Origin of the sequence: Enterobacter sp. CPE_E863, assembly GCF_046521465.1 — a bacterium.
Classification (GTDB): Bacteria; Pseudomonadota; Gammaproteobacteria; order Enterobacterales; family Enterobacteriaceae; genus Enterobacter; species Enterobacter adelaidei.
Map to the genome: position 1 here is coordinate 15,125 of NZ_JBKFZX010000005.1, position 25,578 is coordinate 40,702.

23 protein-coding genes are annotated in these 25,578 nt (G+C 49.4%); 9 read left to right on the top strand and 14 right to left on the bottom strand.

Annotated features, from left to right (window positions below; all coding sequences use genetic code 11):
• Positions 1-73 precede the first annotated feature (73 nt).
• From pcoS to pcoA, 6 genes are read right to left on the bottom strand one after another with little or no spacing between them, the layout of a single operon-like run.
• The gene (gene pcoS, locus ACLHV8_RS26370; RefSeq protein ID WP_032638101.1) at positions 74-1,474 is read right to left on the bottom strand and encodes a copper resistance membrane spanning protein PcoS; all 1,401 of its coding nucleotides are present in this window, start codon (positions 1,472-1,474) and stop codon (positions 74-76) included.
• Complete coding sequence (gene pcoR, locus ACLHV8_RS26375; RefSeq protein ID WP_001188930.1) at positions 1,471-2,151, bottom strand: copper response regulator transcription factor PcoR; 681 nt, start codon at positions 2,149-2,151, stop codon at positions 1,471-1,473. The genes pcoS and pcoR overlap by 4 nt, the downstream gene beginning before the upstream one ends.
• Before the next feature lie 54 nt (positions 2,152-2,205).
• A complete protein-coding gene (pcoD, locus tag ACLHV8_RS26380; protein ID WP_229692861.1) occupies positions 2,206-3,084 on the bottom strand; it encodes a copper resistance inner membrane protein PcoD in 879 nt (292 codons plus the stop codon).
• 55 nt (positions 3,085-3,139) lie between these two features.
• The gene (gene pcoC / locus ACLHV8_RS26385) at positions 3,140-3,520 is read right to left on the bottom strand and encodes a copper resistance system metallochaperone PcoC (protein ID WP_032638105.1); all 381 of its coding nucleotides are present in this window, start codon (positions 3,518-3,520) and stop codon (positions 3,140-3,142) included.
• 39 nt (positions 3,521-3,559) lie between these two features.
• Positions 3,560-4,450, bottom strand: a complete 891-nt coding sequence (gene pcoB / locus ACLHV8_RS26390) for a copper resistance outer membrane transporter PcoB (RefSeq protein WP_001378118.1) — start codon at positions 4,448-4,450, stop codon at positions 3,560-3,562.
• 5 nt (positions 4,451-4,455) lie between these two features.
• Complete coding sequence (pcoA, locus tag ACLHV8_RS26395) at positions 4,456-6,273, bottom strand: multicopper oxidase PcoA (RefSeq protein WP_000925242.1); 1,818 nt, start codon at positions 6,271-6,273, stop codon at positions 4,456-4,458.
• 234 nt (positions 6,274-6,507) lie between these two features.
• Here pcoA and ACLHV8_RS26400 point away from each other — a divergent pair, with 234 nt between their 5' ends.
• Together ACLHV8_RS26400 and ACLHV8_RS26405 are read left to right on the top strand one after the other, a co-directional pair.
• The gene (locus ACLHV8_RS26400; RefSeq protein WP_001023257.1) at positions 6,508-6,957 is read left to right on the top strand and encodes a copper resistance protein; all 450 of its coding nucleotides are present in this window, start codon (positions 6,508-6,510) and stop codon (positions 6,955-6,957) included.
• Positions 6,958-7,245: 288 nt separating this feature from the next.
• Positions 7,246-7,983: a peptidoglycan DD-metalloendopeptidase family protein gene (locus ACLHV8_RS26405; RefSeq protein WP_208595189.1), complete on the top strand. Its 738-nt coding sequence runs from the start codon at positions 7,246-7,248 to the stop codon at positions 7,981-7,983.
• Between the two features lie 33 nt (positions 7,984-8,016).
• Here the strand turns inward: ACLHV8_RS26405 and ACLHV8_RS26410 are convergent, their stop codons facing one another.
• The 7 genes from ACLHV8_RS26410 to silC form a co-directional block, all read right to left on the bottom strand.
• The gene (locus ACLHV8_RS26410; RefSeq protein WP_004388331.1) at positions 8,017-8,214 is read right to left on the bottom strand and encodes a DUF2933 domain-containing protein; all 198 of its coding nucleotides are present in this window, start codon (positions 8,212-8,214) and stop codon (positions 8,017-8,019) included.
• A gap of 40 nt (positions 8,215-8,254) precedes the next feature.
• Complete coding sequence (gene silP, locus ACLHV8_RS26415) at positions 8,255-10,702, bottom strand: Ag(+)-translocating P-type ATPase SilP (RefSeq protein ID WP_032638111.1); 2,448 nt, start codon at positions 10,700-10,702, stop codon at positions 8,255-8,257.
• Positions 10,703-10,828: 126 nt separating this feature from the next.
• The gene (locus tag ACLHV8_RS26420) at positions 10,829-11,269 is read right to left on the bottom strand and encodes a DUF411 domain-containing protein (protein WP_008322815.1); all 441 of its coding nucleotides are present in this window, start codon (positions 11,267-11,269) and stop codon (positions 10,829-10,831) included.
• Between the two features lie 86 nt (positions 11,270-11,355).
• Complete coding sequence (gene silA / locus ACLHV8_RS26425) at positions 11,356-14,502, bottom strand: Cu(+)/Ag(+) efflux RND transporter permease subunit SilA (RefSeq protein WP_000574021.1); 3,147 nt, start codon at positions 14,500-14,502, stop codon at positions 11,356-11,358.
• Positions 14,503-14,512: 10 nt separating this feature from the next.
• On the bottom strand, positions 14,513-15,805 hold the full coding sequence (gene silB, locus ACLHV8_RS26430) for a Cu(+)/Ag(+) efflux RND transporter periplasmic adaptor subunit SilB (protein WP_001485328.1): 1,293 nt from the start codon (positions 15,803-15,805) through the stop codon (positions 14,513-14,515).
• A 113-nt stretch (positions 15,806-15,918) separates the two neighbouring features.
• Positions 15,919-16,272 (bottom strand): cation efflux system protein CusF, encoded by a 354-nt coding sequence (gene cusF / locus ACLHV8_RS26435; protein WP_001246153.1) that lies wholly within the window; start codon positions 16,270-16,272, stop codon positions 15,919-15,921.
• 28 nt (positions 16,273-16,300) lie between these two features.
• Positions 16,301-17,686 carry a Cu(+)/Ag(+) efflux RND transporter outer membrane channel SilC gene (gene silC, locus ACLHV8_RS26440; protein ID WP_000475512.1) on the bottom strand — a complete coding sequence of 462 codons (1,386 nt, stop codon included), beginning with the start codon at positions 17,684-17,686 and terminating at the stop codon, positions 16,301-16,303.
• A gap of 189 nt (positions 17,687-17,875) precedes the next feature.
• Between silC and silR the strand changes: the two genes are divergently transcribed.
• From silR to ACLHV8_RS26460, 4 genes are all read left to right on the top strand, one after another.
• The gene (silR, locus tag ACLHV8_RS26445) at positions 17,876-18,556 is read left to right on the top strand and encodes a copper/silver response regulator transcription factor SilR (protein ID WP_001572351.1); all 681 of its coding nucleotides are present in this window, start codon (positions 17,876-17,878) and stop codon (positions 18,554-18,556) included.
• Positions 18,549-20,024 carry a copper/silver sensor histidine kinase SilS gene (silS, locus tag ACLHV8_RS26450; RefSeq protein ID WP_032638115.1) on the top strand — a complete coding sequence of 492 codons (1,476 nt, stop codon included), beginning with the start codon at positions 18,549-18,551 and terminating at the stop codon, positions 20,022-20,024. The genes silR and silS overlap by 8 nt, the downstream gene beginning before the upstream one ends.
• A 250-nt stretch (positions 20,025-20,274) precedes the next feature.
• Entirely contained in the window at positions 20,275-20,706 is a 432-nt protein-coding gene (silE, locus tag ACLHV8_RS26455; RefSeq protein WP_000790483.1) for a silver-binding protein SilE, read from the top strand.
• Between the two features lie 143 nt (positions 20,707-20,849).
• Positions 20,850-21,200 (top strand): DUF305 domain-containing protein, encoded by a 351-nt coding sequence (locus tag ACLHV8_RS26460; RefSeq protein WP_410377065.1) that lies wholly within the window; start codon positions 20,850-20,852, stop codon positions 21,198-21,200.
• A gap of 385 nt (positions 21,201-21,585) precedes the next feature.
• Here ACLHV8_RS26460 and ACLHV8_RS26465 read toward each other — a convergent pair whose 3' ends face one another.
• Positions 21,586-22,494, bottom strand: a complete 909-nt coding sequence (locus ACLHV8_RS26465) for an HNH endonuclease (RefSeq protein WP_001372261.1) — start codon at positions 22,492-22,494, stop codon at positions 21,586-21,588.
• Between the two features lie 636 nt (positions 22,495-23,130).
• Here ACLHV8_RS26465 and ACLHV8_RS26470 point away from each other — a divergent pair.
• The 3 genes from ACLHV8_RS26470 to ACLHV8_RS26480 all read left to right on the top strand — a co-directional run bounded on the left by ACLHV8_RS26470 (position 23,131) and on the right by ACLHV8_RS26480 (position 25,563).
• Positions 23,131-24,105 carry a sensor domain-containing diguanylate cyclase gene (locus ACLHV8_RS26470; protein ID WP_071283999.1) on the top strand — a complete coding sequence of 325 codons (975 nt, stop codon included), beginning with the start codon at positions 23,131-23,133 and terminating at the stop codon, positions 24,103-24,105.
• Between the two features lie 506 nt (positions 24,106-24,611).
• Entirely contained in the window at positions 24,612-24,902 is a 291-nt protein-coding gene (locus tag ACLHV8_RS26475; protein WP_032638117.1) for a hypothetical protein, read from the top strand.
• Between the two features lie 130 nt (positions 24,903-25,032).
• Positions 25,033-25,563 carry a hypothetical protein gene (locus ACLHV8_RS26480; protein ID WP_032638119.1) on the top strand — a complete coding sequence of 177 codons (531 nt, stop codon included), beginning with the start codon at positions 25,033-25,035 and terminating at the stop codon, positions 25,561-25,563.
• The last annotated feature ends 15 nt before the right edge of the window (positions 25,564-25,578 follow it).

Here is a 25,578-nt window from a genome sequence, read left to right on the forward strand (position 1 = left end):
AACCGCCTCTGTTTATCGCGTGACTGAACGATGACATTTTTGTCACCTTCCGGGTTTCTCCTGAATAACGGTATTAATCCATTAACAGACGCACACTGAACACAATTTCCCGCCCCTGCTGTTCTGCTGACAGCTCGCCGCCGTGAGCATGAATGATCGACCTTGTAATTGATAATCCCAGCCCCGCGCCTTCCGTGTTGTAGAACCTTGATGAGTCTGCGCGATAGAACCGGTCAAACAAACGTTCCAGATTAGCGGGAACCTGGCCGGACATCGTATTCGTAATCATCACGTTCACACAGTCACTGTCACGCTCAAGGTGTATCGCTGTACAGGTGTTATCGGGAGAATACTTGATTGCATTGGAAAGCAGGTTACTGAAAGCACGTCGGAGCATATCGCTGTCTCCGGCAACAACGCCCTCTCCTTCAACCGTGATTGTCTTTCCTGTTTCGTCTGCCAGGGGCTCGAACAACTCACGTAATTCATTCAGTTCGGCTGCCAGATCCACATCATGTTTATCCAGCCGCAGCAGACCATGCTCTGAACGTGCCAGAAAAAGCATGTCACTGGTCATTCGTGACAACCTTTTCAGTTCTTCCAGGTTAGCGAATAAAATTTCGCGGTAATGCGAAACATCCCTTTCCTTAGCCAGTGCAAACTGCGTCTGCATCATCAGATTACTGACTGGTGTGCGCAGCTCATGCGCGATGTCAGACGAGAAATCTGACAGTTTCCGGAATGCCCCCTCCAGGCGATCAAACATATTATTGAACTCCTGCATGGTCTCAGAGATTTCCGGCGGAGCCAGATCGGGATTTAGACGCTGATCCAGGCTGTGTACAGTCATGGAGGAAGCCAGACTGGTCATTTCCCGTAACGGTTTCAGACCAATACGTGTGGTCAGCCAGCCCAGAAAAACAGAAATAAAGACCAGACCGATATTGAACCAGAACAGCCAGGTACTGAGTTTGTCCATAAACAGGGTGTGATACCCAGTATCCGTGGCAACCGTAATGATGACATGTTTGCTTTTACCCTGTTCCGGCGTCATGGCAACCCGCCGCGAGATACTGCGGTACACGGTGTTATTTTCTTCCGTCTGGATCATATAGTCGAGAATATCACCCGACTTATTAAGCAGGACCGCTGGAACAACAGAATTTTTGGCATAGAGTTCAACAATTTTTTCATTTTCCATGTTTTTTATAGAAATGAATAAACCATTGTGCCCTACCATCGCATCGTTTATTTTTTCTGATAATGACTTAATATCCGTTTTGTTCCGGAACGTCTCTGTTTTAAGAAACTCTTCGGTGAGCTGAAGTTTACCTGTCAGAAAATCGCGGTCCTGATTATCGAAATAGCCATTAAGGGTGCTAATCAGGATAAAACTTGATAACCACCATACCGTAAGCATCACCGCAGAAAAAATCAGGCTCAGGCGTGTGGTCAGGGAAATTTTGAACCTCACTCTTCTCTGATCTCCAGGACATATCCGGCACCGCGAACGGTATGGATCAGTTTTGGCTCAAAGTCATCATCAATTTTACTTCTCAGACGTCTCACGGCGACATCAATCACATTCGTATCACTGTCAAAATTCATGTTCCAGACCAGGGACGAGATAAGACTCCTGGGTAACACTTCTCCGGTGCGTTGCAGCAGCAACTCAAGCAGAACGTATTCTTTACCGGTGAGATGGATCTTCTTCCCCGAACGGATCACGGTCCGGCGCACCATATCAACGGTCATATCGGCGATGGTGCAGACTGTTGCGGCCTGCGAGCGTGCCCGGCGCAGTAGGGTTCTTACACGTGCAACCAGCTCCGTAAAATCAAAGGGCTTAATCAGGTAGTCATCTGCGCCAAGCTCCAGTCCTTTCACTTTGTCCCGCACGTTGTCCTTTGCGGTTAAAAACAGGACCGGTTCTTCGTGCCCGGACTCCCTCAGTGCGCTGATGATTTGCCACCCGTCGAGGAAAGGCAGCATCACGTCCAGTATTATCAAATCATACTGTCCCTTCGACGCGGCCCCGAGACCATCGCGGCCATTATTAAAGAGATCGGCCTGATAGCCTTCCTCAACCAGTCCCTGCTGCAGGTAACGACCTGTTTTTTGTTCGTCTTCAACGATTAAAATACGCTGCATGGTCAACTCGCTGATATGAAAGTAAAAATCTCACGCATGAGCTTTGGCTGTCCCCTAGCTGACCTGAGACGGAGCAAGCATTCCGAGCCACGCTACGGCGCCCAGAATGATAATCGCAACAACGAATTCTGTCAGGATGCTGTTTCGCATCAGGGCAACGCTGCGATCATAATTCCCTTCCCTGACCATAACTTCAAGCCGGGGACCCAGGTGAAACCGGTTTGCTGCAGCCAGAAGAAGCATCAGAACAAACAGAGCCGTCTTGGCAAGCAATATCCTCCCCCAGGAACTGTTGAATAAGGGAGTTAAGTTACCCTCAGCAATATACAGATAGTTGACCAGCGCACTCAGGATCAGGGCTACAACAATCACCGTTCCTGCCGTGGCAAATTTTGCCAGGGAGTCAGATATCACAATGACGCTCTGTGCATTATGCTCGTTTCTGCGCATCAGCAGGATAGCAAATGCAACCAGAGCACCTGTCCAGGCACCTGCAGCGCCGAGATGGGTCAGATCGCTCAGTAAATGGAGATAGTAATGCAGACCGTCATGCATAACGGCGTGTCCTCCCCAGGCAAGTGTAGCCAGCGCCACGCCCCCACTCATCGTCATCAGCAGGCAGGACAATACTCTCTTATTAGTGTAAAGGAACAAAGCACCGAGTGTGGTAAACAGGGCACAGAGCCTGACAATCCAGCTAATACCCACATCAGTTTCTTCTATCACCATCTCGATAACATGGATGGATAATTCTCTGAGGTCAGTTACTCCACTCATGGCATTAGATACCAGGAGCATATTAATGCCAGTAAGAATGATGCCTGTAACAACAGCAAAGGTTATAAACGACCTGAAATTAGTCAGGTTATAGGTTTCATGTCTGACACCGCTTATTCCATATATCTGAAAAAATGGCAATCCAAATATTACCATCAAATCCAGATAAAGAAGAAAACGAATAACAATCATAATCAGGTCGTTCATAATATTACTTCACTGTAAAGGTGTAATTACCGGTAATAGGGTGCGTATCTGAAGAAACCGCGCGCCAGTCAACACGATAAGTGCCAGCGGGTAAAGGCTCTCGCGGAATAATGACCATCGATTTAGGGTCAGCGCCTGGCGTCACTTTTGCCGCGACCGGCATCGGAGAATGTGATGACATGCCTTTCATACCCGTCATCGTTAATTTTGCACCTGAGAATTTCACGGTCAGATTTTCCGAGAAATTAAGCTGAATCTTTTCCGGGGCCGCTACGGCTGAATCAGCCTGTGGCACAGAGCTTTTTAATTCCGGATGGGCCATAGCAGAGAAAGCAACGCCCATAACGAGGCCACCTGTAAGAATGGCTTTATTTAAAATCGACATTTTATTTACCTGTTTAGTTGAGTGTTTTATATCAGTGCGTTAAAACCAGATTCTGGCTCCCGCCAGGAATACTACCTGATGGTCTTTCTCACCTTCTCTTTTCGCCATATCGGATGTTTTCCCGTAAAGTTGATTCCAGGAAACGCCTATATAGGGTGCAAACTCACGGCGTATTTCATAGCGCAGCCGGAGCCCCAGCTCTGTGTCAGTCAGTCCCCTGCCGCGACCCCGCGATTCATCATCCTGACTGTAGAAATTCACCTCATAGGATGGCTGGAGTATGAGCCGGTTAGTCAGTAAAACGTCGTATTCTCCTCCCAGACGAAGGGCTGCTTTTCCGCCATTACTGACAAAACCCGTAATTTCAGACTCAAAATTATAGAGTGCCAGCCCCTGAAAACCGACAGCAGCCCAGGTCCGGGCAGAAGCAGGTCTGAAATCCTGCCTGACACCCGCAACCAAATCCCACCATGGGCCAACCGCATGTCCCCAGAGTAACTGCGCTTCAGCCGCCTCCGTTTCCCCATTGCTTCGTTCACCTTCACTCTTTAGCCAAATCCGATCTGTGTCGCCTCCAATCCAGCTGTTAACACTCCAGCTGAAATTGTTGGTGTTATCCGACCGTTGCCATTCCAGTTGATCCAGCAGAACCAGATAATTAATCGCACTGTCGTGAATCGCATGCCCCTGTAAATTGCCGAATGCAGCCTTCCGGTCGGCATCGGTAACAGGCGGAATTGGCGTTCTGCTCTCAGTTACAATGGGCTCCATTGACGTCATCTCAGTGAAATTCTCATCTGCTGGCATCTGCATGGCAGACATGTCGTGCCCGGCGTGGGGATCTGCAGAGACGGAGCCCGCCGCAATAGAAAGCTGTGAGGTAAACAAACCGGCGACCAGAACAGGTATGGCCTTCAAATTTCTCTTCATTCGCATCATTCCTCCACCCGGACTTCACGAAACATTCCCATTTCCATGTGATAGAGCAAATGGCAGTGATACGCCCAGCGGCCAAGCGCATCTGCTGTCACTCTGTAACTGCGTTTTGTACCAGGGGGAACATCTATTGTGTGTTTACGAACCATGAAATTACCGTTTTCATCTTCCAGATCGCTCCACATACCATGCAGGTGAATGGGGTGAGTCATCATGGTATCGTTGATCAGCGTGATCCTGAGCCGCTCACCGTATTTCAGCAGCACCGGTGCGGCATCTGAAAACTTGATTCCGTTAAATGACCAGGCAAACTTTTCCATGTGGCCGGTTAAATGCAGTTCTATGGTACGGCCAGGTTCACGTCCGTCAGGATCCTCAAAGCGGCTTTTCAAATCCGCGTACGTGAGAACCTTTCTTCCGTTATTTCGAAGACCAATACCCGGATCATTTAATTTCGGAGAGACGCTCATCGCCTGCATATCAACCAGTGGGTTATCCGTTTCTGACGCAGGATGACTTTGCATACCCGGCATTCCGGCCATCCGGGAATGATCCATACCGGCCATGCTGCTGTGATCCATGGGCGCGGAGGATGTCCCGCTATCCGGAAGGTCAGCACCGTCCATAGACATCATCTCTCCGCTGTTATCCATGCCTCCCATCTGGCTGTGGTCCATTCCTGCCATATCATGTCCCATTCCCCCCATACCCATATCTTCCATGGTCAACAGAGGACGGGGATCGAGGGGGGGAACGGCAGCACTTAACCCCTCTCTCGTGGCCAGTGTCCCTCGAGCGTAACCGGTCCTGTCCATGGATTGTGCGAAGATGGTATAGGCCTCACCCTGAGGCTCCACAATGACATCATAGGTTTCGGCAACGGCAATCCTGAATTCGTCAACGGTAACCGGGTTTACATACTGGCCATCTGCAGCCACGACCGTCATTTTCAGCCCGGGGATACGGATATCGAAATAGGTCATTGCCGAGCCGTTGATAAACCGTAAGCGTATCTTTTCACCGGGACGGAACAGTCCGGTCCAGTTTTTCAGCGGGGCCTGCCCGTTCATGAGATAGGTGTAGGTGTAGCCACTGACATCCGCGAGGTCAGTCGGATTCATTTTCATTTCAGCCCACATTTTCCGATCGGCAATGGTGGCTGACAGCCCCCTGGTATTCACGTCGCGGAAAAAAGAGCCAACGGTTGGTTTATTGAAATTGTAGTAATCCGACTGTTTTTTTAATTTTTTCAGCAGGCTGTGAGGATTTTCATCGGTCCAGTCAGACAACATGACCACATGCTCACGATCGTAAGCAAACGGTTCTGGCTCCCTGGCATCGATGATAATGGCACCGTATACCCCCTCCTGTTCCTGCAGACCGGAATGGCTGTGGTACCAGTAAGTCCCGTTCTGCTTAACCTTAAAGGTGTAAACGTAGGTATCATCAGGCTCTATGCCCATAAAACTCAGCCCCGGAACACCATCCATATTGGCCGGAAGAATAATGCCGTGCCAGTGAATGGACGTCTGTTCATTAAGACGGTTTTTGACCTTCAGGGTAATGGTGTCACCTTCTTTCCAGCGAAGAACGGGCCCCGGCAGGCCTCCATTGATTGTTTTGGCCTGACGCTCACTGCCCGTGATATTGACGGCCGTTTCACCAATGGTCAGGTCAAACTGAGTACCCTGCAGGGATGCGGCAACTGGCAGGCTCAGACTGGAACGCGCATTGAAACTCCATACGCCAAGACTTCCGGCTACGCCAGAGAGGGTTAACCCCTTCAGGAAAGTTCGTCGAGACGTTTTCAACAGCATGCGCATTCCCTTATTTAAAGTATGGTTACTGACAGAATTCGAGAACCGATTTAAATTAAATTACTGGTTCATCCACTTACAATGAAATGAATCTAGCACACCTTAAGAAACAAATTCATTACAATCGTGTAATGTACATAGCTGTATTACATTTACGTCATCTTCCCCACAGGTTGATTATTTTTATATATGATCATAAGGACATCTTTTATGTACCTCAGAAGGTAATTACACATGAATATATTAATCACGACCACTGCGTTTACAGCTTTATTTTGTGGGGCAGCTTTTGCTCAGTCCAGTGATATTGCCCATGAAGCACATCGATTTGTTAATAATGCCTCAGCCGTCAGTCATGTGAATTCCTCGACGCATGAAAACTTACCGGACAGGGTTAATAAAAACAACACGCCCTCATTCTCTGAAATGAATGAACATGAAAGGGCCATTGTTGCTCATTCATTTATGAACAACAGCGCGTCCTATGCGCATCAGAAAATGATTGAGGAACATAAAAAAATGCTGTCCGGCAGTGATGCAAATTCAAAGACCTCGTCTTCTTCTTTTAACGAACTGAATGCCGGAGAAAAAGCCGCTCTCGTGCATGAGCAGGTCAATAATGCCGGTGCGGAAGCACATCAGACGCAGGCAAGAAAGCTTCGCGGGCTGTATTCGACCAGGTAACTGCAGGCGGGTTAGTGCTTAGCGTCAGGTGCGCAGCAGGGCTTTACTGACGGGTTACGTAGCAGGACATGAGCCCCATATTGCTCTGCCGTAACCTGTTTCAGTCCCGTTAATCATCACCGTCGGGCTGGTCATACAGTTCCCAGAGCTTCCGGAGCAAACGGGAAACAAGATATGTTACAAAAATGACGACCATCAACGGTGCTCCCGATTAACTGACAGATGACACGCCTCCTGAAAACCCCTAGCATACGCCGCAGTGTTCATGCTAACGGCGAATTCCAGTAAATGTATTCTACCGATGTCGTAAAAGAAAATGCCTACCTTTCAGCCACCCGCTCGGGGCTGGAATCGAACGAGATCGCTACTCTTCAGCGCTGCTTGCCTTCCCGGTTTAATCTGCGGCATTTGAAAAAAAATGAATCATTAAAACTCGTACTGCAAAAGAAAGCGGGAAAATCACGTGTCGTGGCCTATAAATTTACGTCCGGTTCATTTAATTACACGGCGTATCGTATATCAGATAAAAAGTTCTATAACCTTTCCGATACTTCCGGGAAAGGCAGTCTCGATTATCCGTTACCGGCCACAGCAAGACTCAGTTCGCCTTTCAATCCTGCAAGACTTAACCCGGTATCGGGAAAAGTGAGTCCCCATAATGGCATTGATTATTCCATGCCCATGAACACGAAAATAGTCAGCGTCATCGACGGAAAAATCACCCGGGCCGAATACAACAGTACCATGGGATATTTTGTTGAAGTAACGGGAAAAGCCGGTGTTAAAACTCGCTATCTCCACCTCAATAAAATACTCGTTACTAAAGGGGCCAGGGTTACCCGGGGAGACGCTATTGCGTTATCCGGTAACAGCGGACGTTCATCCGGTCCTCATCTGCATTACGAGCTGTTCATCAATAACAATCCTGTTAACTCACTGGCGTTCCGGACGGCGGCACCCGCTGATAACAAACTCGAACAGCATGCCTTTGCGCATGCCAGAGACTACGAACGATACCTGGACTGATAACGGGACCGCGACGCGGTCCCGTCTGCCGGATTAATTTTTTTTATCGTTTTCACTTCCGTGATGTTGATGATCTCCATGCCCCCCGTGACCGTGGAAAAGATGCATGAGCGGACAAAGCAGCAGTAACAGATATGGCCAGTAGCCTGCCACATGTGACCAGTGTTCGCGCAGGAGAGCAAATGCCGCAATCGCGGCGACAGCAATAAGCGCATAGGTTGTACTTTTCATACCGGACTCCTTCTGTTCGTAACAGCCCCTTCACTCAGTGTTATTTCCCGAGCCTGACACTTTTCAGACGCAACGCATTTGCAATGACGCTAACGGAGGAAAGGGCCATGGCCGCCGCCGCAATAACTGGCGACAGCAGTATTCCATACACAGGATAAAGCAGACCTGCAGCTACAGGCACCCCAAGAGCATTGTAGATAAACGCAAAAAACAGATTCTGCCGGATATTTTTCATGGTGATCTCTGACAGATGACGGGCCCTGTTGAGTATCATCAAATCGCCTTTGAGAAGGGTAACGCCAGCACTTTCTATTGCCACATCTGTACCCGTTCCCATGGCTATACCCACGTCAGCCGCTGCCAGCGCCGGGGCATCATTCACACCGTCTCCGGCCATCGCAACCACATGGCCAGACTCTTTCAATCGGGTTATCACTGCTTTTTTGCCATCCGGCAGAATCCCGGCTTCAACCTCATCTATTCCCAGTTTCCGTGCGACTGCTTCAGCAGTAAGCTGGTTATCCCCGGTGAGCATAACAATGCGGATCCCCGCCTGACGCAAAGCTTTAAGCGCATCCGGCGTGGTTGCTTTCACGGGATCCGAGATAGCTATCAGGCCTGCAAGGTTCCCGTCTGTGGCCACATAGATAACGGTAGCGCCTTCCATCCGCAACGTATCCGCAACGGCCTTTTGATTATCAATAACGATACTGTTTTCCTGCATAGCCAGTTCATTACCAATAACAACCCGTTGACCTTCGACATCGCCTGAGACACCTTTCCCCGACGGGGCATTGAAATTACTGACGGCAGGTATCACGATCCCCTTTTCATGCGCGGCTCTGACAACAGCCATACCCAACGGATGCTGCGAACCTTTTTCCACTGCAGCTGTTACACGTAAAAGAGATATTTCCCCACCCGGACTGAGACTGATAATCCCTGTCACCGTAGGCGAACCTTCCGTGAGCGTGCCTGTTTTGTCGACAACCAGCGTGTCCACTTTTTCAAGACGCTCAAGGGCTTCGGCATTCTTGATTAACACCCCGGCCTGGGCGCCTTTGCCCACCCCCACCATTATCGACATCGGCGTGGCCAGTCCCAGCGCGCAGGGACAGGCAATAATCAGGACCGACACAGCCGCAATGAGACCGTGCGCCATCCTGGGCTCGGGCCCCCAGACAGACCAGATCAAGAAAGCAACAACCGCGATAAGTATCACCAGAGGAACAAACCAGCCTGAAACGCTGTCTGCCATTCTCTGGATGGGGGCACGCGAACGCTGTGCATCAGCGACCATCTGAACAATTCGTGAGAGCATCGTTTCATCACCGACTTTCTCTGCACGGATGATAAGACTACCTGTCTGATTAATCGTCCCCCCAATGACAGGGTCACCCTTCGTTTTGGTAACCGGCATAGACTCCCCGGTCACCATCGATTCATCCACAGTTGTTTTGCCTTCGATCACGATACCGTCGACCGGAATACTCTCTCCAGGTCTGATGCGGAGCTTATCGCCAGGCAGGACATCTTCCGCATTAATATCCGTTTCATGACCGTCATGATCCAGCCGTCTGGCGGTTTTGGGGGCAAGGTTCAGAAGCGCAGTAATGGCGCCTGAGGTTTGTTCCCGTGCCCGCAGCTCAAGAACCTGTCCCAGCAGAACAAGCACCGTAATAACTGCTGCGGCTTCAAAATAAACGGCCACCAGGCCATCCATGTTTCTGAACGATGCAGGAAACCAGGAGGGGAAGACGGTTGCAATGACGCTGTAAACCCAGGCTACGCCGGTCCCCATTGCAACAAGGGTAAACATATTCAGGGAGCGGTTACGTAACGACATTCCGGCCCGGGCGAAGAATGGCCAGCCACACCACAACACGACAGGGGAGGCCAGAAGCAACTGCAGCCATGTGTTGTACTGTGGCGGTACTGTATTCCTCAAGTCGGGAAACAGATGAGATCCCATTTCGAGTACCAGAACCGGAAACGCCAGCAACAACCCCAGCCAGAAGCGTCTTGTCATGTCGTGAAGTTCATCACTCGGCCCCGTGGATGCCGTGGCTACGAGCGGCTCCAGTGCCATTCCACAGACAGGACAGCTTCCGGGACCACTGCGGCGTATCTCCGGGTGCATCGGACATGTCCACACACCTTCAGAATTCTCTTTTTCCGCCTGGTTGTGAGGCTGTTTTATCTGATCAGGGCTGACTTCGTGATGATCGTGGTGATGGTGATGGGAATGTTCACTGGCATCTTCGGTAAAATAATGATCGGAATGGGCTTTAAATTTGCTCTCACAGCTGGCGGAGCAGAAATAAAGCTGATGGTCCTGGTATCGAATGCTGCTGTGCGCCTTGTCAGGCAGGATGACCATCCCGCACACGGGATCTCTCACCTTATGCAATACGTGGCCCTCGTCCGGGGATAATGTCTGCTCAGAAGCAGTCTGGTTGTTGTGTTGCACTGCATTGTCATTTTTCACAGTAACTCTCCTTATGCATACCGAAGCATCTTCTGTCTTCAGGGTATGTCATGGATGCGATTACCACGAATATCGCCGGCACAGGAGTGCCTGCTACCGGCGTCCCGTTATCAGCCGTTCCGCTGACTATTCGATTCGCTGGAAGACTTTTTTACTTCCATCCGGTGAGAATGCGATAACATCGTAAGCCTCTTTTCGGGCTCCCATCTCCATTCCAGGACTTCCTGCTGGCATACCGGGGGTGGCGAGACCGTATATACCCGAACCAGACTGCATTGCCTTATGTATCGTTGTCGCAGGCACATGGCCTTCAATGATCAAATTACCGGCAACCGCGGTATGACAACTTCGTAGTCCTGCAGGAACAGCATGCTTTTCTTTCAGGGCTGACAGCGCCTGATCATTCATGACGTGAGTTCGTACTTCGAACCCGTCTTTTTCCATCGCTTTGCCCCACAGGGAACAACAGCCACAGTTTTCAGATTTGTACATATCAATCACTTTTTCACTCGCCATCGCGGGTAGTGAAAGGCCGAGAGCCAGCGCCATTAGAACCACTTTTTTCATACTCACCTCTGTATATTATCGATATAAACCCTGACGTCAGGGTGAATCAGTAAAGAAGGACACCCACAGGGGGTGCCCTTTCAGGTTCAGGACACGCTTTTTTTATGTCTGCGCAGCCAGATTAATTTGTAGGCGGCAGGAATAATGAACAGGGACAGCAGCGGAGCCGTGATCATCCCACCAATCATGGGTGCCGCAATACGGCTCATGACTTCTGAACCTGCGCCGGTTCCCCAGAGTATTGGCAGCAGACCCGCAATGATCACCGCCACGGTCATGGCTTTCGGCCGGACACGCAGTACGGCACCATGATAGAGGGCTTCATCAAGACCTTCCGGTGTGAACGTCTCTTTACGGGACAATTCCGGGTGCGCTTCAATGGCATGACGCAGATACATCAGCATGACCACGCCAAACTCTGCTGCCACCCCGGCCAGGGCGATAAACCCGGTTCCGGTCGCCACTGACATATGGAAGCCCTGCCAGTACAGGAACCATATTCCGCCAACCAGGGCGAACGGCAGGCTCATCAGGATCAGCAGGGCTTCGTCAACCCGGCGGAATGCCAGATACAACAGGATGAAAATGATCATCACCGTCATCGGCACCATCAGCTTCAGTTTCTTGTTGGCATGCTCAAGCAGTTCAAACTGTCCGGAGAATGCCACACTGGTTCCCGGTCTCAGTTTCACTTTCTCGCTGATGGCCGTCTTAATGTCGTTAACCACCGACACCATGTCCCTGCCGCGGGCATCAACATAAATCCAGCTGGCTGGCCGGGCATTTTCGGTTTTCAGCATGGTTGGTCCAGAAACGACGTTAATATCCGCGACATCGCCCAGCGTGATCTGCTGCTTCATCGGGGTCAGGATCGGCATCTGTTTCAGCGCCTGCGGACTGTTCCGGTAATCCTGCGGGTAGCGAATGTTAATAGGGTACCGGGCCACCCCTTCAACCGTCTCACCCACCATAGCACCTCCGATTGCTGAAGAGACGAACAGCTGGACATCACCTACCGTCATCCCGTAGCGGGAGGCTTTCTCCCGGTTGATATCGATATCGATGTAGCGCCCGCCCTCAAGTCGCTCAGCCAGGACAGACACCACGCCAGGCACGGTTTTGGCTACCGCCTCGATACTCTGCGCCGTCGCGTCGATATCGGACAGAACAGTCCCGGACACTTTGATACCTATCGGGCTTTTGATCCCGGTTGAGAGCATATCAATACGGTTACGGATAGGCGGCACCCAGAGGTTTGCCAGACCCGGTAAACGGACTGTCCTGTCGAGTTCATCAATAATCTTGTCAATTGTCATGCCGGGACGCCACTGATCCTCAGGTTTGAGCTGGATCGTGGTTTCCACCATTTCGAGCGGCGCGGAATCCGTTGCGGTCTCTGCTTTACCGGTCTTGCCAAATACAGAAGCCACTTCAGGAACGCTTTTGATTAACTTGTCTGTTGTCTGCAGGAGCGCTGCAGCTTCTGCCGGAGAGACGCCAGGCAAGGTCGACGGCATATACAGCAGATCGCCCTCGTTAATCTTCGGCAGAAATTCACCGCCCACCTGACTCAGTGGCCAGATAACCGTGAAAATGGACAAGGCCGCAACCAGCAGGGTTGTTTTTGGCCAGTGGAGGACCCGCAGCAGCAAAGGATGATACGCTTTGATCAGCACCCGGTTCAGGGGGTTACTTGTCTCGGCAGGAATTTTCCCCCGGATCCAGAATCCCATCAGAATAGGAATGACGATGATGGCCAGTGCGGCCGCTCCCGCCATGGAGTACGTTTTCGTGAATGCCAGCGGGCCAAACAGACGACCTTCCTGCCCTTCCAGGGTAAAGATAGGAATAAAGGACAGGGTGATGATCAGCAAGCTAATGAACAACGCGGGTCCCACTTCCACGGAGGCGTCGGTAATCACCTTCCAGCGGGTGGCGTTGTCAATCTGCTCACCCGGATGCTGATGATCCCACTCCTCAAGCCGTTTGTGCGCATTTTCAATCATCACAATGGCGGCATCCACCATCGCACCGACGGCAATCGCTATCCCTCCCAGCGACATGATATTGGCGTTCAGTCCCTGGAAGTGCATGACGATAAAGGCGATACACAGGCCAAGCGGCAGAGAGATAATCGCCACCAGGGCAGAACGTACGTGCCACAGGAACAGAGCACAGACGATGGCCACCACGATAAACTCTTCCAGAAGTTTGGAACTGAGGTTATCAATCGCCCGGTCGATTAACTGGCTGCGATCGTAGGTGGTCACGATTTCAACGCCTTCCGGCAGGCTGGCCTTCAGCGTCTCCAGTTTATCCCTCACTGCCGTGATAACGTCGCGCGCATTTTTACCCGACCGCAGGATCACCACGCCGCCAGCGACTTCTCCCTGGCCGTTCAGCTCGGCAATACCACGCCTCATTTCGGGCCCGGTCTGCACGCGGGCAACATCCCGCAGATAAACCGGCACGCCGTTCTCACCTGTTTTCAGGACGATGTTATTAAAATCATCAATGCTCTGAAGATAACCGCTGGCACGGACCATATACTCCGCTTCGGCCATTTCAACGGATGAGCCACCGGCCTCCTGGTTAGACGATTCAAGTGCCTGTTTCACTTCGGGCAGGCTGATACCGTACTGGGACAGTTTTACCGGATTGACCTGAATCTGGTACTGTTTCACCACGCCGCCAACCGAAGCGACCTCAGCCACGTTCGGGATGGTTTTCAGCTCAAATTTCAGGAACCAGTCCTGCAGAGAGCGCAGTTCTGAAAGGTCGTGTTTTCCGTTGCGATCGACAAGGGCATATTCAAATATCCAGCCCACTCCCGTGGCGTCCGGGCCGATTTCAGAGCTCACACCCGCAGGCAGTTTGCCCTGAACCTGATTCAGGTATTCCAGCACGCGCGAACGGGCCCAGTACAGATCGGTGCCGTCTTCAAAAATGACATACACATACGAATCACCGAACTGTGAAAAGCCACGCACGGTTTTTGCGCCAGGTACGGACAGCATGGTGGTGGTAAGCGGATAGGTGACCTGGTTTTCTACAATCTGCGGGGCCTGTCCGGGATAGCTGGTTTTAATAATGACCTGCACATCTGACAGGTCAGGCAGCGCATCGACCGGCGTGTTAATTATCGTCCATGTGCCCCAGATGCTGAGAAACAGTGCGCCCATCATGACCAGGAAACGGTTGGCGACAGAGCGCCGGATAATCCATTCAATCATCGTCGTCTCCTCAGTGCCCTGAATGCATATTTACAGGCTGCTCAGACATTGCTGGCATACTGTTTTCTGTTTTTTCAGGGTGGCGCATACGTTCCAGCGCGCCCGTAATATTGGCTTCGGAGTCAATGAGGAACAGGCCACTGACCACCACGGTATCGCCTTCATTCAGGCCGGAGCCAATGCCGGACTGTTGCTGTGATTCATGCAGAACGTGGATCTGTTTCGGCACAAACTTGCCTTCATCATCAACAGTAATCACGCGCTGTTCTTTGCCGGTATCGATAACGGCCTGGCTTGGTATCAGCAGCATCTCCTGGCTCTTGGTATTCAGTTTCAGATAGGCATTCATGCCCGGCTTGAGAAACTCATCCTTATTAGAAACCTGGAGACGGACCTGAAGCGTACGGGTTGTCTGATCCACGCTGGGAAGAATGTTCCATTTTTCGACATGGAATGTTTTATCCGGATAAGCCGGTACCGAAATTTCAAACTGCGACGTATCTTTCAGCAGATAGGCGATAGATTCTGGCACTGCAGCGCTGATCCAGACCGGGTCCATCCCCTGAATCTGAGCCACTACTTTATCTTTCGAAATATTCATTCCGGTGCGCAGGTCAAACGCAGTAATGACACCATCAATAGGTGCTTTAATGGTAAAACGGGTCTGGATTGTGCGGGTTGAACGCAGCCTTTGAATATCCTCTTCCGGCATACCAGCCAGACGAAGTCGCTCCAGAACCCCTTTTATCTGGGTTGACGTACCGCCTGTACCGGATAACAGCAGGAACTCACTTTGTGCCTCAACCCATTCAGGAATGGTGATATCGATAAGCGGAGTGCCTTTCTTCACATGATCGCCAATCGTCAGGGGATACACTTTTTCGACGAAACCGTCAGAACGCGCCTGCACAATGACAAACTGATACTCGTTGTAACTGACATTAGCCGGGATTGTCTGGGAATAATTCAGCATTCCTCGCGTAACTTTTTGCGTTTTTAATCCCAGATTCTGAACCTGGGTTGGATCGATACGGATCCCGCCACTGCTTTTATCGCCACTTTCATCAGCATATTTCGGCACCAGGTCCATATCCATAAAGGGAGATTTTCCGGGTTTATCAAATTTGGTATCCGGTTTCATCGGGTCATACCAGAAAAGTACCTTTCGCTCCGGTGCCTTTTGTTCGGTTTGTACTGTTTTTTGTGATGAGTTTACATACTGCCAGGCAGTAACCGATATCAGCCCCCCTGCTATGAGGCTGCTGATAATTATTGCAGCATATTTTATCTTTAAAGAAGCCATACAATTTCTCGCTGAAAAATCAAAACACCTGGCATATGCGCCCGATCATTCATTCACAGTAATCCCTTAATGAATGTTCAGGCGCACTGGATGTATTCGCTCCGGACTGATAATCAGGATTGCGTAACGTTAATGCTTTTGAGTAAGGAGATATTGCCCTGCTGAATAAACGAGAAATCGACATGGTTGCCGGTTTTCAGGGCATTGATAGCGTCGTCTGCATTAACAAAAGTGAAGCGCATGGTCATTGCAGGCCAGCCCACAGCAGGGATTGCTTCGTGCGAAATGGTAATCTTTTTACTATTCATATCAATGTCTTTAACGACACCGGTGCCCTTGATAACCTGCTGTACCGAAGCATCACTGGCAGCATTCATATCGCCATGCTGATGTGTTTCAGCATGAAGACCGGCAGAAAACATGACAGAGAAGGCACCAAATAAAACGGCTTTAAGTGAATTACGCATTTTTAATTTCCTGATTAATTAAATAAATTTACTCTACCCAACCGCCACCCAGCGCGGTAAACAGATTAATTTCGTTAACCTGTCGGGAATAGGTAAGATCGAGAATGGTTTGCTGCGTAGCGAAGAGGGAACGTTCTGCATCCAGCACTTCGATGTAACTGACAGCACCACTTGCATATAATCCTCTGGCACGCTGGAGAGTTATCTGAAGTGAATCAAGATAACGCTGCTGTGACTCAAGTTGCTGGCTAAGGCTGTCGCGCAGCGCAAGCGTGTCGGAAACATCCTTAAAGGCTGACTGAATTTTTTGTTCGTAATTAACCACCGATTGTTGCTGGCGAATTTCAGCCAGCTTCAGATTGGCTTTATTCCTGCCAGCATTAAAAATAGGAATTTCAATTTTAGGGATAAAATTCCACATTCCACTTCCTGACGTAAACAGGCTTGACAGCTCCGTACTGCTTGCGGAAAGACCACTGGTCAGGGTAATGGAGGGGAAAAAGGCCGCTCGCGCTGCGCCAATATTGGCATCAGCCGCTTTCAGCTGATATTCCGCTTCCATAATATCCGGTCGCTGCAGCAAAATTTGTGAAGATAGATTTGGTGGCAATTTTACTGGTGCGATCTCCCCGCCTTTCATCCCTTTTTCTGACGGAAGTGCGCGGTACGTTCCCAGCACCAGTTGCAGGGCATTGTTTGCCTGAGCCAGATCGCCTTCTCGTTTGGCTATTTCGGCGCGGGTACTTTCGATTTGTCCTCTCGCCTGTTCAAGTGCCAGAACGTTCGTACTCCCGGTCACGAGCTGTTGCTCAACGAAAGCATAGGACTGTTCATAATTTTTCAGCGTTTCCCGCGCAATACGGAGTTGTTCGTACGCCAGTTGCTGGCTGAAATAGCTCTGTGAAACGTTGGAGACCAGCAGGATGTGTACGGCACGACGGGCTTCTTCGCTGGCAAAGTAGTTCTGGCGATCAGCCTCACTCATGTTCTTAAGTTTGCCAAAAAAATCGAGCTCATAGCTGAGCTCCAGACCCGCGTCGTACTCCTGTGTGGTCGGCTTGTCACCTTTCAGACCACCGTTGTATGTGATCCCGGATGAGGCATTCAGTTGGGGATAACGATCTGCATCCGTGACGTTGAACTGGGCCCGGGCCTCTTCAACCTTCAGGGCAGCCATTCTCAAATCACGGTTATTATTCAGGGCTTCACCGATCAGCCTGCTGACCTGGGGATCGACAAAAAAGTTTCGCCAGCCCGTATCCTGATAGCTGTTTACCGCAGGCGTCAGACTGTTTTTAGACAATGAAAACTGCTGGGGAACCGGAGCTGGCGGACGCTGATATTCAGGTGCCAGAGAAACACAACCAGCCAGGATGAATATGGTACTGATGCTGAGTAATTTTAATTTGAACATAACGCTTCTCGTACAGGCAGACCTGGTAAATGGTTCAAACGAAGTCCAGAGTATTGATAGGGATACTTTACCGAACGCTCTCTGTTTGCCGGGTGACAGGATAATGACAATGTTGTCATTTTTGCTGTAATCCGTTGATAACGATCGTGGGCGCAATAAAATGACATTAGCAGCCAGCCGGGGAGCATGATGAAAATATTAATCGTTGAAGACGAAATTAAAACAGGTGAATATCTCAGCAAGGGGCTGACAGAGGCGGGGTTCGTCGTGGATCACGCTGATAATGGTCTGACCGGATATCATCTTGCCATGACAGCCGAGTATGATTTAGTCATCCTGGATATCATGCTGCCTGATGTAAACGGCTGGGATATCATCCGTATGCTGCGCAGTGCCGGAAAGGGGATGCCGGTATTACTGCTGACGGCCCTTGGCACGATTGAACACAGGGTCAAAGGACTTGAGCTGGGTGCGGACGATTATCTGGTGAAGCCCTTTGCGTTTGCTGAACTGCTCGCCCGGGTAAGAACCCTCCTCAGGCGGGGAAACACGATGATCACGGAAAGCCAGCTTAAAGTGGCTGACCTCTCGGTTGATCTCGTATCCAGAAAAGTCAGCCGCGCCGGGAACCGCATTGTGCTCACCAGTAAAGAGTTCAGCTTGCTGGAATTCTTCATTCGCCATCAGGGAGAAGTTCTTCCCCGCTCCCTGATTGCCTCTCAGGTCTGGGACATGAATTTTGACAGCGACACTAACGCGATTGATGTCGCAGTAAAGCGACTCCGCGCTAAAATAGACAACGATTACGGGACAAAACTGATCCAGACAGTGCGGGGCGTGGGCTACATGCTGGAGATCCCGGATGCATAGCAAACCGTCCAGACGACCTTTCTCACTCGCTCTGCGGCTGACCTTTTTTATCAGCCTGTCCACAATACTGGCGTTTATCGCCTTCACCTGGTTTATGCTGCATTCTGTTGAAAAGCATTTTGCCGAGCAGGATGTCAGCGATCTGCAACAAATCAGCACCACACTGAGCCGTATACTCCAGTCCCCGGCAGATCCGGATGAAAAAAAAGTAAGCAAAATAAAGGAATCAATTGCCAGCTACCGCAACGTTGCCCTTTTGCTCCTCAATCCCAGGGGTGAAGTGCTCTTGAGCTCAGCTCAGGGGGCGGCACTACGCCCGGCAGTGAATTCAGCAGATTTTAGCGAGCACAGCCGCGCACGGGATGTCTTTCTCTGGACGGTGGAGGATCCTGCGGGACCGATGGATACCGGGTCCGGAATGAAGATGGAAACATACCGGATTATCGCCTCCTCTGGCCAGGCGATATTTCAGGGCAAACAGCAGAACTATGTCATGCTGACTGGCCTCTCCATTAATTTCCATCTCCATTACCTTGATGCGCTGAAAAAAAATCTGATTGCAATCGCTGTTGTGATAAGCCTGCTGATTGTTCTGATCATTCGCATCGCTGTCCGTCAGGGGCATCTGCCCCTTCGTAATGTCAGCAATGCCATTAAAAGCATCACCTCCGAGAATCTTGATGCGCGGCTGGAACCGACACGGGTTCCCATTGAGCTGGAGCAACTGGTTATCTCGTTCAATCATATGATTGGAAAGATTGAGGATGTCTTTACCCGCCAGGCCAATTTCTCTGCCGATATCGCGCACGAGATCAGAACGCCCATCACCAATCTGGTGACACAGACTGAAATCGCGCTGAGTCAGGATCGAACCCAGAAGGAACTTGAGGATGTCCTCTACTCCAGCCTGGAAGAGTATAACCGGATGACCAAAATGGTCAGCGACATGCTGTTCCTGGCGCAGGCAGACAATAATCAGCTGATACCTGACAGGGTCATGTTTGACCTCAGAGCGGAAGTCATGAAAGTCTTCGAGTTTTTCGAAGCCTGGGCCGAAGAACGCAATATCACGCTCAAATTTGACGGGATGCCCTGCCTGGTTGAGGGAGATCCACAAATGTTCAGAAGGGCGATCAATAATCTGTTATCCAATGCCCTGCGTTATACCCCGGAGGGACAGGCAATCACCGTCTCAATAAGAGAGCAGGAGAGCTTTTTTGACCTTGTGATTGAAAATCCGGGGAAACCGATCCCTGAAGAACATTTATCAAGGCTGTTTGACCGTTTTTATCGGGTGGATCCATCCAGACAACGAAAAGGAGAAGGCAGCGGCATCGGCCTTGCGATTGTGAAGTCAATCGTGGAAGCACATCACGGAAGAGTGCAGGTGGAATCAGACGTACGCTCCACGCGTTTTATCTTATCCGTGCCCAGACTGGAGAAAATGATCCCGGAAACCCAATGCTGAAAATAAAGATGTAAATGACAAAGATGTCATTAGCCTGTCATGCAGCAAACAGAAGCCATTCGATATAATTAGTGCAACTTATCAGGAAGGCTGGATTGCTTCATCAATACCCGGCGTCAGAGTACGCCAGGAAATGAATATCCAGCCCTCTTCCGGAGAAATAAACGCTGCCGAACTTGTTTCAGTTATGGAACTGAAAACACCGGTTGTACTTCCCCGGACATCACTAATTCAGAAATGGAGAGTTATCATGAAAAATATCGTATTAGCATCCTTGCTGGGCTTTGGTTTAATTTCATCGGCCTGGGCCACTGAAACCGTGAATATCCATGATCGCGTCAACAATGCACAGGCTCCTGCTCACCAGATGCAGTCTGCTGCGGCTCCTGTCGGGATCCAGGGGACTGCTCCTCGTATGACCGGTATGGACCAGCATGAACAGGCCATTATTGCTCATGAAACCATGACGAACGGCTCGGCGGATGCGCACCAGAAAATGGTGGAAAGTCATCAGAAGATGATGGGAAATAACACGGTATCCACGACCGTCCCGTCAACGTCTTACGCGGCGATGAATGAGCATGAAAGAGCAGCGGTTGCCCATGAATTCATGAATAACGGGCAATCCGGCCCACATCAGGCCATGGCCGAAGCGCACCGCCGCATGATCAATGCAGGCTGAATGCGACGGTAGTATCCGTGCTGTTACCTTTTCCCTGATAGATTTTCCTGAAACAACGTTGCTACATTTTTGCCCCCCGTCAGGGGGCTTTTTTGTCTGACTCAGCTACACTTAACCGGTACCTGTCTGAAAGGAATTATTATATGAAAATCAAAAACACCCTTTTTGTAATATTAATGTTATCCCTGCCAGCCATTTCTGCTGAACATTCGGAAATGAAAATGTCAGATATGCACTCATCGGCATCATCACAGGAATATATGGCTGGCATGAAAAATATGCATGAAAAAATGATGGCCGCCGTTAATGAATCCAATCCCGATAAGGCCTTTGCAAAAGGTATGATCGCACACCATGAAGGGGCAATCGCAATGGCTGAGACCGAGCTCAAATACGGAAAAGATCCGGAAATGAGAAAGCTCGCGCAGGACATCATTAAAGCTCAAAAAGATGAAATTGAGCAGATGAATAAATGGCTTGACAGTCATAAATAATGAACACTGGAGTGTTGTCTTGCGCACCCTCTTAGGGTACCCTCGGACACGAAAACATATAGTACTTAACTAATTAAAAACCCGAATAATTTCGGGTTTTTAATGTAACTTTCTTTTCTGAACGGAAATAATAGTCATACAATTTAATTTTTTTGTAATTATTCCTACTTTTGATCAGGTACTGGACGATGGATAACGACTCCCGCCTGAGAGGGAAAATCCGTCTGGTTACCTGGCGCTATACTTAACCGATTGATCGACATGCCATGCTGGTAAAATATTAAAATCCTCCCCCATAAATCTGAACCACATGACAGGATTGATAGTCAGGCAGTATTTCACATTCATTGCTAAAAATAAAAATAAGCATGCATCTTCTCGAAGATTAATTACCTTCCATCTTGTAAAAAAGAATCAAATCCTCTAATAATATCTCGATTCCCGCTTTTTTTAATACATCTTTCCGCTCGGCATATATTTTCCTCAACATATCTTCAAACCCCTTGCCAAGATGAATTTGTTTATGGCAGTTGCAACATAGTGATATGATATTCTCTTCCACATCCAGTGAATTCTCAAAATAGTCTTGCTTTGACATCGGGACAATGTGATGAGGTTCTGTGTAATTTAGGGGAGAGTTTCGCCTTCTGAACGTTGGATGGTCGCAATTAATTTCACATTTATAATCAGCTTTGTTAAGCGCATTTTTTGAAACAGATTTACTTCTTGGGTATGAGAGTCCATTTTTGACTTCTATTGCAGCTTTCTTAGGTTTCGCTTTTTCGCTATACTCAAATGTCTGAGTAACGTCAAAGTGATTACTTTCTTCTAGAGCAGTGATCAAATCATTATCTGAGTAAAAATCAATGCTTGAGCTTTCGTTCGTACTAAAAAAATCTAGTTCTTTTATTGCCTGAACAAGTTCTTCACGGATAGTCCATAAATTTCGCTTTGGGTTTCCTTTAATTTCTCTACTTTTCATGACTGTAATGAATTTTGTCCCGGAAGCAATCTTTCCGACTCCTTTAACCTCGAATCGGCCAAGCTGCTTCTGAACTCTTCCACCCAACCCATTGATTACACCATTAGCACTCATACTGTGCAGGTCGTACTTCTTGCCGATATCGAAACATGTACAGGAATGGTCTGGCTCAATGAACCATTTTTTTAACGCTGCAATACTTTTGTCATCAAAAACTTTTTTATCCCTTAATAAAATCTTCCATTCTTCAACGCTAATATCTATATCACAGACGTATTCACCATCAATTACTTCACATATTTTTTCAATCATGTCCATAACTCTCTTGTAACACAGGCTTTGTAATAATGTAAAATCCGTTACACGGCGTTGTATGTAATGTCATTGTCTCTTGGACTCCTACAGTCCAAAACAACTTTGTGTTTTGTTGTCCAAAAACTTTTTGTTGCCGTGAGTTCTCACTGAGATAAATCCCGCCTTGAGCGTATCACATCAGCAGACTTCCTCTCAACCTTATGGACTTAACCCGGTCATTCTTCACGACAAAGAAAGTACGGCATTTTACATGACGAAGAGACGGTCTCAGCTTCACATGACCGGATAACATTTTTAATGTACTTCATTATTACGGCACGGGTGTTCAACGAGTATTTTTAAATATTAATCATTTTGTTTAACGGGTGGATACCTACAAATTTTAACATTTACTAATCAAGATAGCAGTTATACGTACTTTCCCGGCAAAAATCCTGAGGTTTACAGATTCCCTCACCGTAACAGACCCGGTCATTCCCCTGGTCCTCCGGAGAGTCTAGTACGAGTGATAAACGTGAATTCCTGTACCTGAAGTTCAGCCGCTGGCAGATAAGTCGTGAACTATAATTACACTCAGTCAGATCCAAACACCTTTTCATCTGCATATATACTTTGTACATACCAGGAGATTACATGCAGGCACCCGGTATACCGGAGAATGAAGAACAGAGGCTGAAGTCCCTGTATATTACCGGCCTTCTTGATACCCGTGACGATGAGCGTTTTGAACGCCTGACGCGGCTGGCCCGCAAAGCCTTTCAGGTCCCGGTGGCCCTGATAAGCCTGCTGGATCGCGAGCGCCAGTGGCTCCTCGCCTGCCAGGGCGTCGGCGTGCGCGAAACTCCACGTGATATTTCGTTCTGCGGGCACGCCATTCTGCAGGAAGGGCCTTTTATCATTCACGATGCGGCTGCCGATGCGCGATTTCACGATAATCCCCTGGTTACCGGTGAGCCACACATCCGGTTCTACGCCGGCCAGCCGGTGAGCCTGCCGGACGGCACGGTGGCCGGCACGCTGTGCCTGATCCACACCGTTCCCCGCGCCTTCACGGATGAGGACATTGCGTCCCTCCGGGACCTGGCCTGTATCGTGGAGGACGAATTCGAGGCCATCAGCATGGCCATGACGGACAGCCTGACGGGCATTCCCAACCGGCGCGGGTTTTACCGCGCCGGCGAAAAACTCTTCCGCGCAATGAACCGGCAGGATGCGTCGTTCAGCCTCATCTATTTCGATCTGGACAGGTTCAAACCGGTTAACGATCTCTGGGGACACGCGGAAGGTGACGAGGTGCTGAAGATCTTTGCCGGCTTTTTACATCAGCACCTTGAACCGGGTGAAATAGCAGGCCGCCTCGGCGGGGATGAGTTTGCCGCCCTGATCCGGCGAAACGCTAACACTCAGTCTTATCTGCACGCGCTGAGTGCCAGTCTCGATCATTACAATGACACCTCGGGCAAGCCCTACAACATCAATTATTCCTTTGGCGAACTGATCAATAACGCAGACCATTATACGACGCTGGCGGAGATGATCGGTAAATGTGACGAAGTGATGTACCTGAAGAAAAAAAGAAAGACCCTGTCGCGGAAAACAGAACCGTGACGTTCTCCTTCCCGGCTGATCCCCTGACCCGGGGTTCAGCCGGACGGCATGAACAATATATTTAACCGCAGGACGCATAAAGTCATTTATATTTGCTCATGGTGCAATAGTCCACTCATCGCAACAATTACTCGTTTTTTGTGTCCATGCTGCAATAATTCCTCTTCTCCACTTCTGAGATCCGAAAAAAGGTAGTTCCGGATCACGGCGATTTTCTGCGCTGATTTGTGAAACGAAAATTAAAAATGTGCTACACTTTAAGTAGTTAGATAACTTTCACCCTCTCCGCATCAGACCGACCTGACGAGTAAATCCTGTTAATCTGTTCATCATCGCTTCCGAAAACTTTGCTATTATGAATTTTTCGGAAGTCAAAAAGAGTGAGATCCGGTAATTGCGGGCGGTGACTGTTATTCTGCTAATCAATGCAGGCGGGCAACGGAATGTTCTGCTGGCGATGATAAATAAATAGAACTAATAGATATTAAATAATAAGGAAGTTGATTATGAATATGAAAATTACACTGAGTGTTTTATTTGAGGCTCTCATAATCCTTGGGCATGACAGAGTCTGGATGGAAGAATCGGAGTTTGAGCACATATACGGATACGGCTGCTACCTTGAGATACACACTTGGGACGATCGCACAGTTGCCTGGTGGGATGATGCTGATGACACATGGTATCTGTCCACAGAAGTCGATGTGATAACTCCTTTCCTTGGCCCTCTCCCAAAGAAAGAAGGAGAGCTCTCCGAGGAAAAATGCTTCCAGTTAATGACTCTTGGTCGCTACTGATAGCCGACAGCAGCATTTAATGAGTGGTCGGCTGGACACCCTCTGGCGGCCACATGTCACTCGATAGTGTAGTCCGGCGGGATTTCTCCCTGAAGATGATCCAGACATTAACGTAAAGGATACAGGAACGATGTGTAAACTGACCGGTTTTATAATGGGGCTGACGATCCTGCTGGGTGTGACTGCACGGGATGCAGGGGCGGCAACGCTCAGTGAAATGCGGATGGTTAATGCCAGTCAGAAACCCGGGATGGTGATTATCTGCAGCCGGACCTCGGAGATTCCGCAGAAAGGTGAATCCCCCGTTCGTATAGAAAGTCTCCTCAGGGGCGTGGTACTGCAGAACGACGGTGATCGCATGATGTTTGACGTGACCTATACACAGCGAAACGCTGAAGAGAGTATTCCTTTTCGTACGGAAAAATACCAGCTGACCACTGAGCTGGAAGCCACCCGCCAGAAAATGGCCATCGATCCTGAGACGATAGAACTATCGCTTCCGCGTGCCCGCGGTCTTGAAGAAACTTTTCTCTCGGGGATGAAAGCAAGCCCGGTTTCGTTTGAAGATTACACCAATTATCGTGTCAAATCTGCTACCGAGTATCTGATCCTGCCGGGTCCGGCATCCCCGGATGCACCGGTGATGCACTGCACACTCTAATGACAATGGTGACAT

What these genes read in the sequence shown, in the direction of transcription:
- pcoB (WP_001378118.1), bottom strand. Translation starts at nt 4,450, where the DNA reads ATGAAGAGAAATTTGAAGGCCATACCTGTTCTGGTCGCCGGTTTGTTT.
- silE (WP_000790483.1), top strand. Translation starts at nt 20,275, where the DNA reads ATGAAAAATATCGTATTAGCATCCTTGCTGGGCTTTGGTTTAATTTCA.
- ACLHV8_RS26420 (WP_008322815.1), bottom strand. Translation starts at nt 11,269, where the DNA reads ATGAAAAAAGTGGTTCTAATGGCGCTGGCTCTCGGCCTTTCACTACCC.
- ACLHV8_RS26475 (WP_032638117.1), top strand. Translation starts at nt 24,612, where the DNA reads ATGAATATGAAAATTACACTGAGTGTTTTATTTGAGGCTCTCATAATC.
- ACLHV8_RS26400 (WP_001023257.1), top strand. Translation starts at nt 6,508, where the DNA reads ATGAATATATTAATCACGACCACTGCGTTTACAGCTTTATTTTGTGGG.
- ACLHV8_RS26465 (WP_001372261.1), bottom strand. Translation starts at nt 22,494, where the DNA reads ATGATTGAAAAAATATGTGAAGTAATTGATGGTGAATACGTCTGTGAT.
- ACLHV8_RS26410 (WP_004388331.1), bottom strand. Translation starts at nt 8,214, where the DNA reads ATGAAAAGTACAACCTATGCGCTTATTGCTGTCGCCGCGATTGCGGCA.
- pcoA (WP_000925242.1), bottom strand. Translation starts at nt 6,273, where the DNA reads ATGCTGTTGAAAACGTCTCGACGAACTTTCCTGAAGGGGTTAACCCTC.
- pcoR (WP_001188930.1), bottom strand. Translation starts at nt 2,151, where the DNA reads ATGCAGCGTATTTTAATCGTTGAAGACGAACAAAAAACAGGTCGTTAC.
- cusF (WP_001246153.1), bottom strand. Translation starts at nt 16,272, where the DNA reads ATGCGTAATTCACTTAAAGCCGTTTTATTTGGTGCCTTCTCTGTCATG.
- pcoD (WP_229692861.1), bottom strand. Translation starts at nt 3,084, where the DNA reads ATGGTAATATTTGGATTGCCATTTTTTCAGATATATGGAATAAGCGGT.
- silR (WP_001572351.1), top strand. Translation starts at nt 17,876, where the DNA reads ATGAAAATATTAATCGTTGAAGACGAAATTAAAACAGGTGAATATCTC.
- ACLHV8_RS26480 (WP_032638119.1), top strand. Translation starts at nt 25,033, where the DNA reads ATGTGTAAACTGACCGGTTTTATAATGGGGCTGACGATCCTGCTGGGT.
- silA (WP_000574021.1), bottom strand. Translation starts at nt 14,502, where the DNA reads ATGATTGAATGGATTATCCGGCGCTCTGTCGCCAACCGTTTCCTGGTC.
- ACLHV8_RS26470 (WP_071283999.1), top strand. Translation starts at nt 23,131, where the DNA reads ATGCAGGCACCCGGTATACCGGAGAATGAAGAACAGAGGCTGAAGTCC.
- silS (WP_032638115.1), top strand. Translation starts at nt 18,549, where the DNA reads ATGCATAGCAAACCGTCCAGACGACCTTTCTCACTCGCTCTGCGGCTG.
- pcoC (WP_032638105.1), bottom strand. Translation starts at nt 3,520, where the DNA reads ATGTCGATTTTAAATAAAGCCATTCTTACAGGTGGCCTCGTTATGGGC.
- ACLHV8_RS26460 (WP_410377065.1), top strand. Translation starts at nt 20,850, where the DNA reads ATGAAAATCAAAAACACCCTTTTTGTAATATTAATGTTATCCCTGCCA.
- silB (WP_001485328.1), bottom strand. Translation starts at nt 15,805, where the DNA reads ATGGCTTCTTTAAAGATAAAATATGCTGCAATAATTATCAGCAGCCTC.
- silC (WP_000475512.1), bottom strand. Translation starts at nt 17,686, where the DNA reads ATGTTCAAATTAAAATTACTCAGCATCAGTACCATATTCATCCTGGCT.
- ACLHV8_RS26405 (WP_208595189.1), top strand. Translation starts at nt 7,246, where the DNA reads ATGTATTCTACCGATGTCGTAAAAGAAAATGCCTACCTTTCAGCCACC.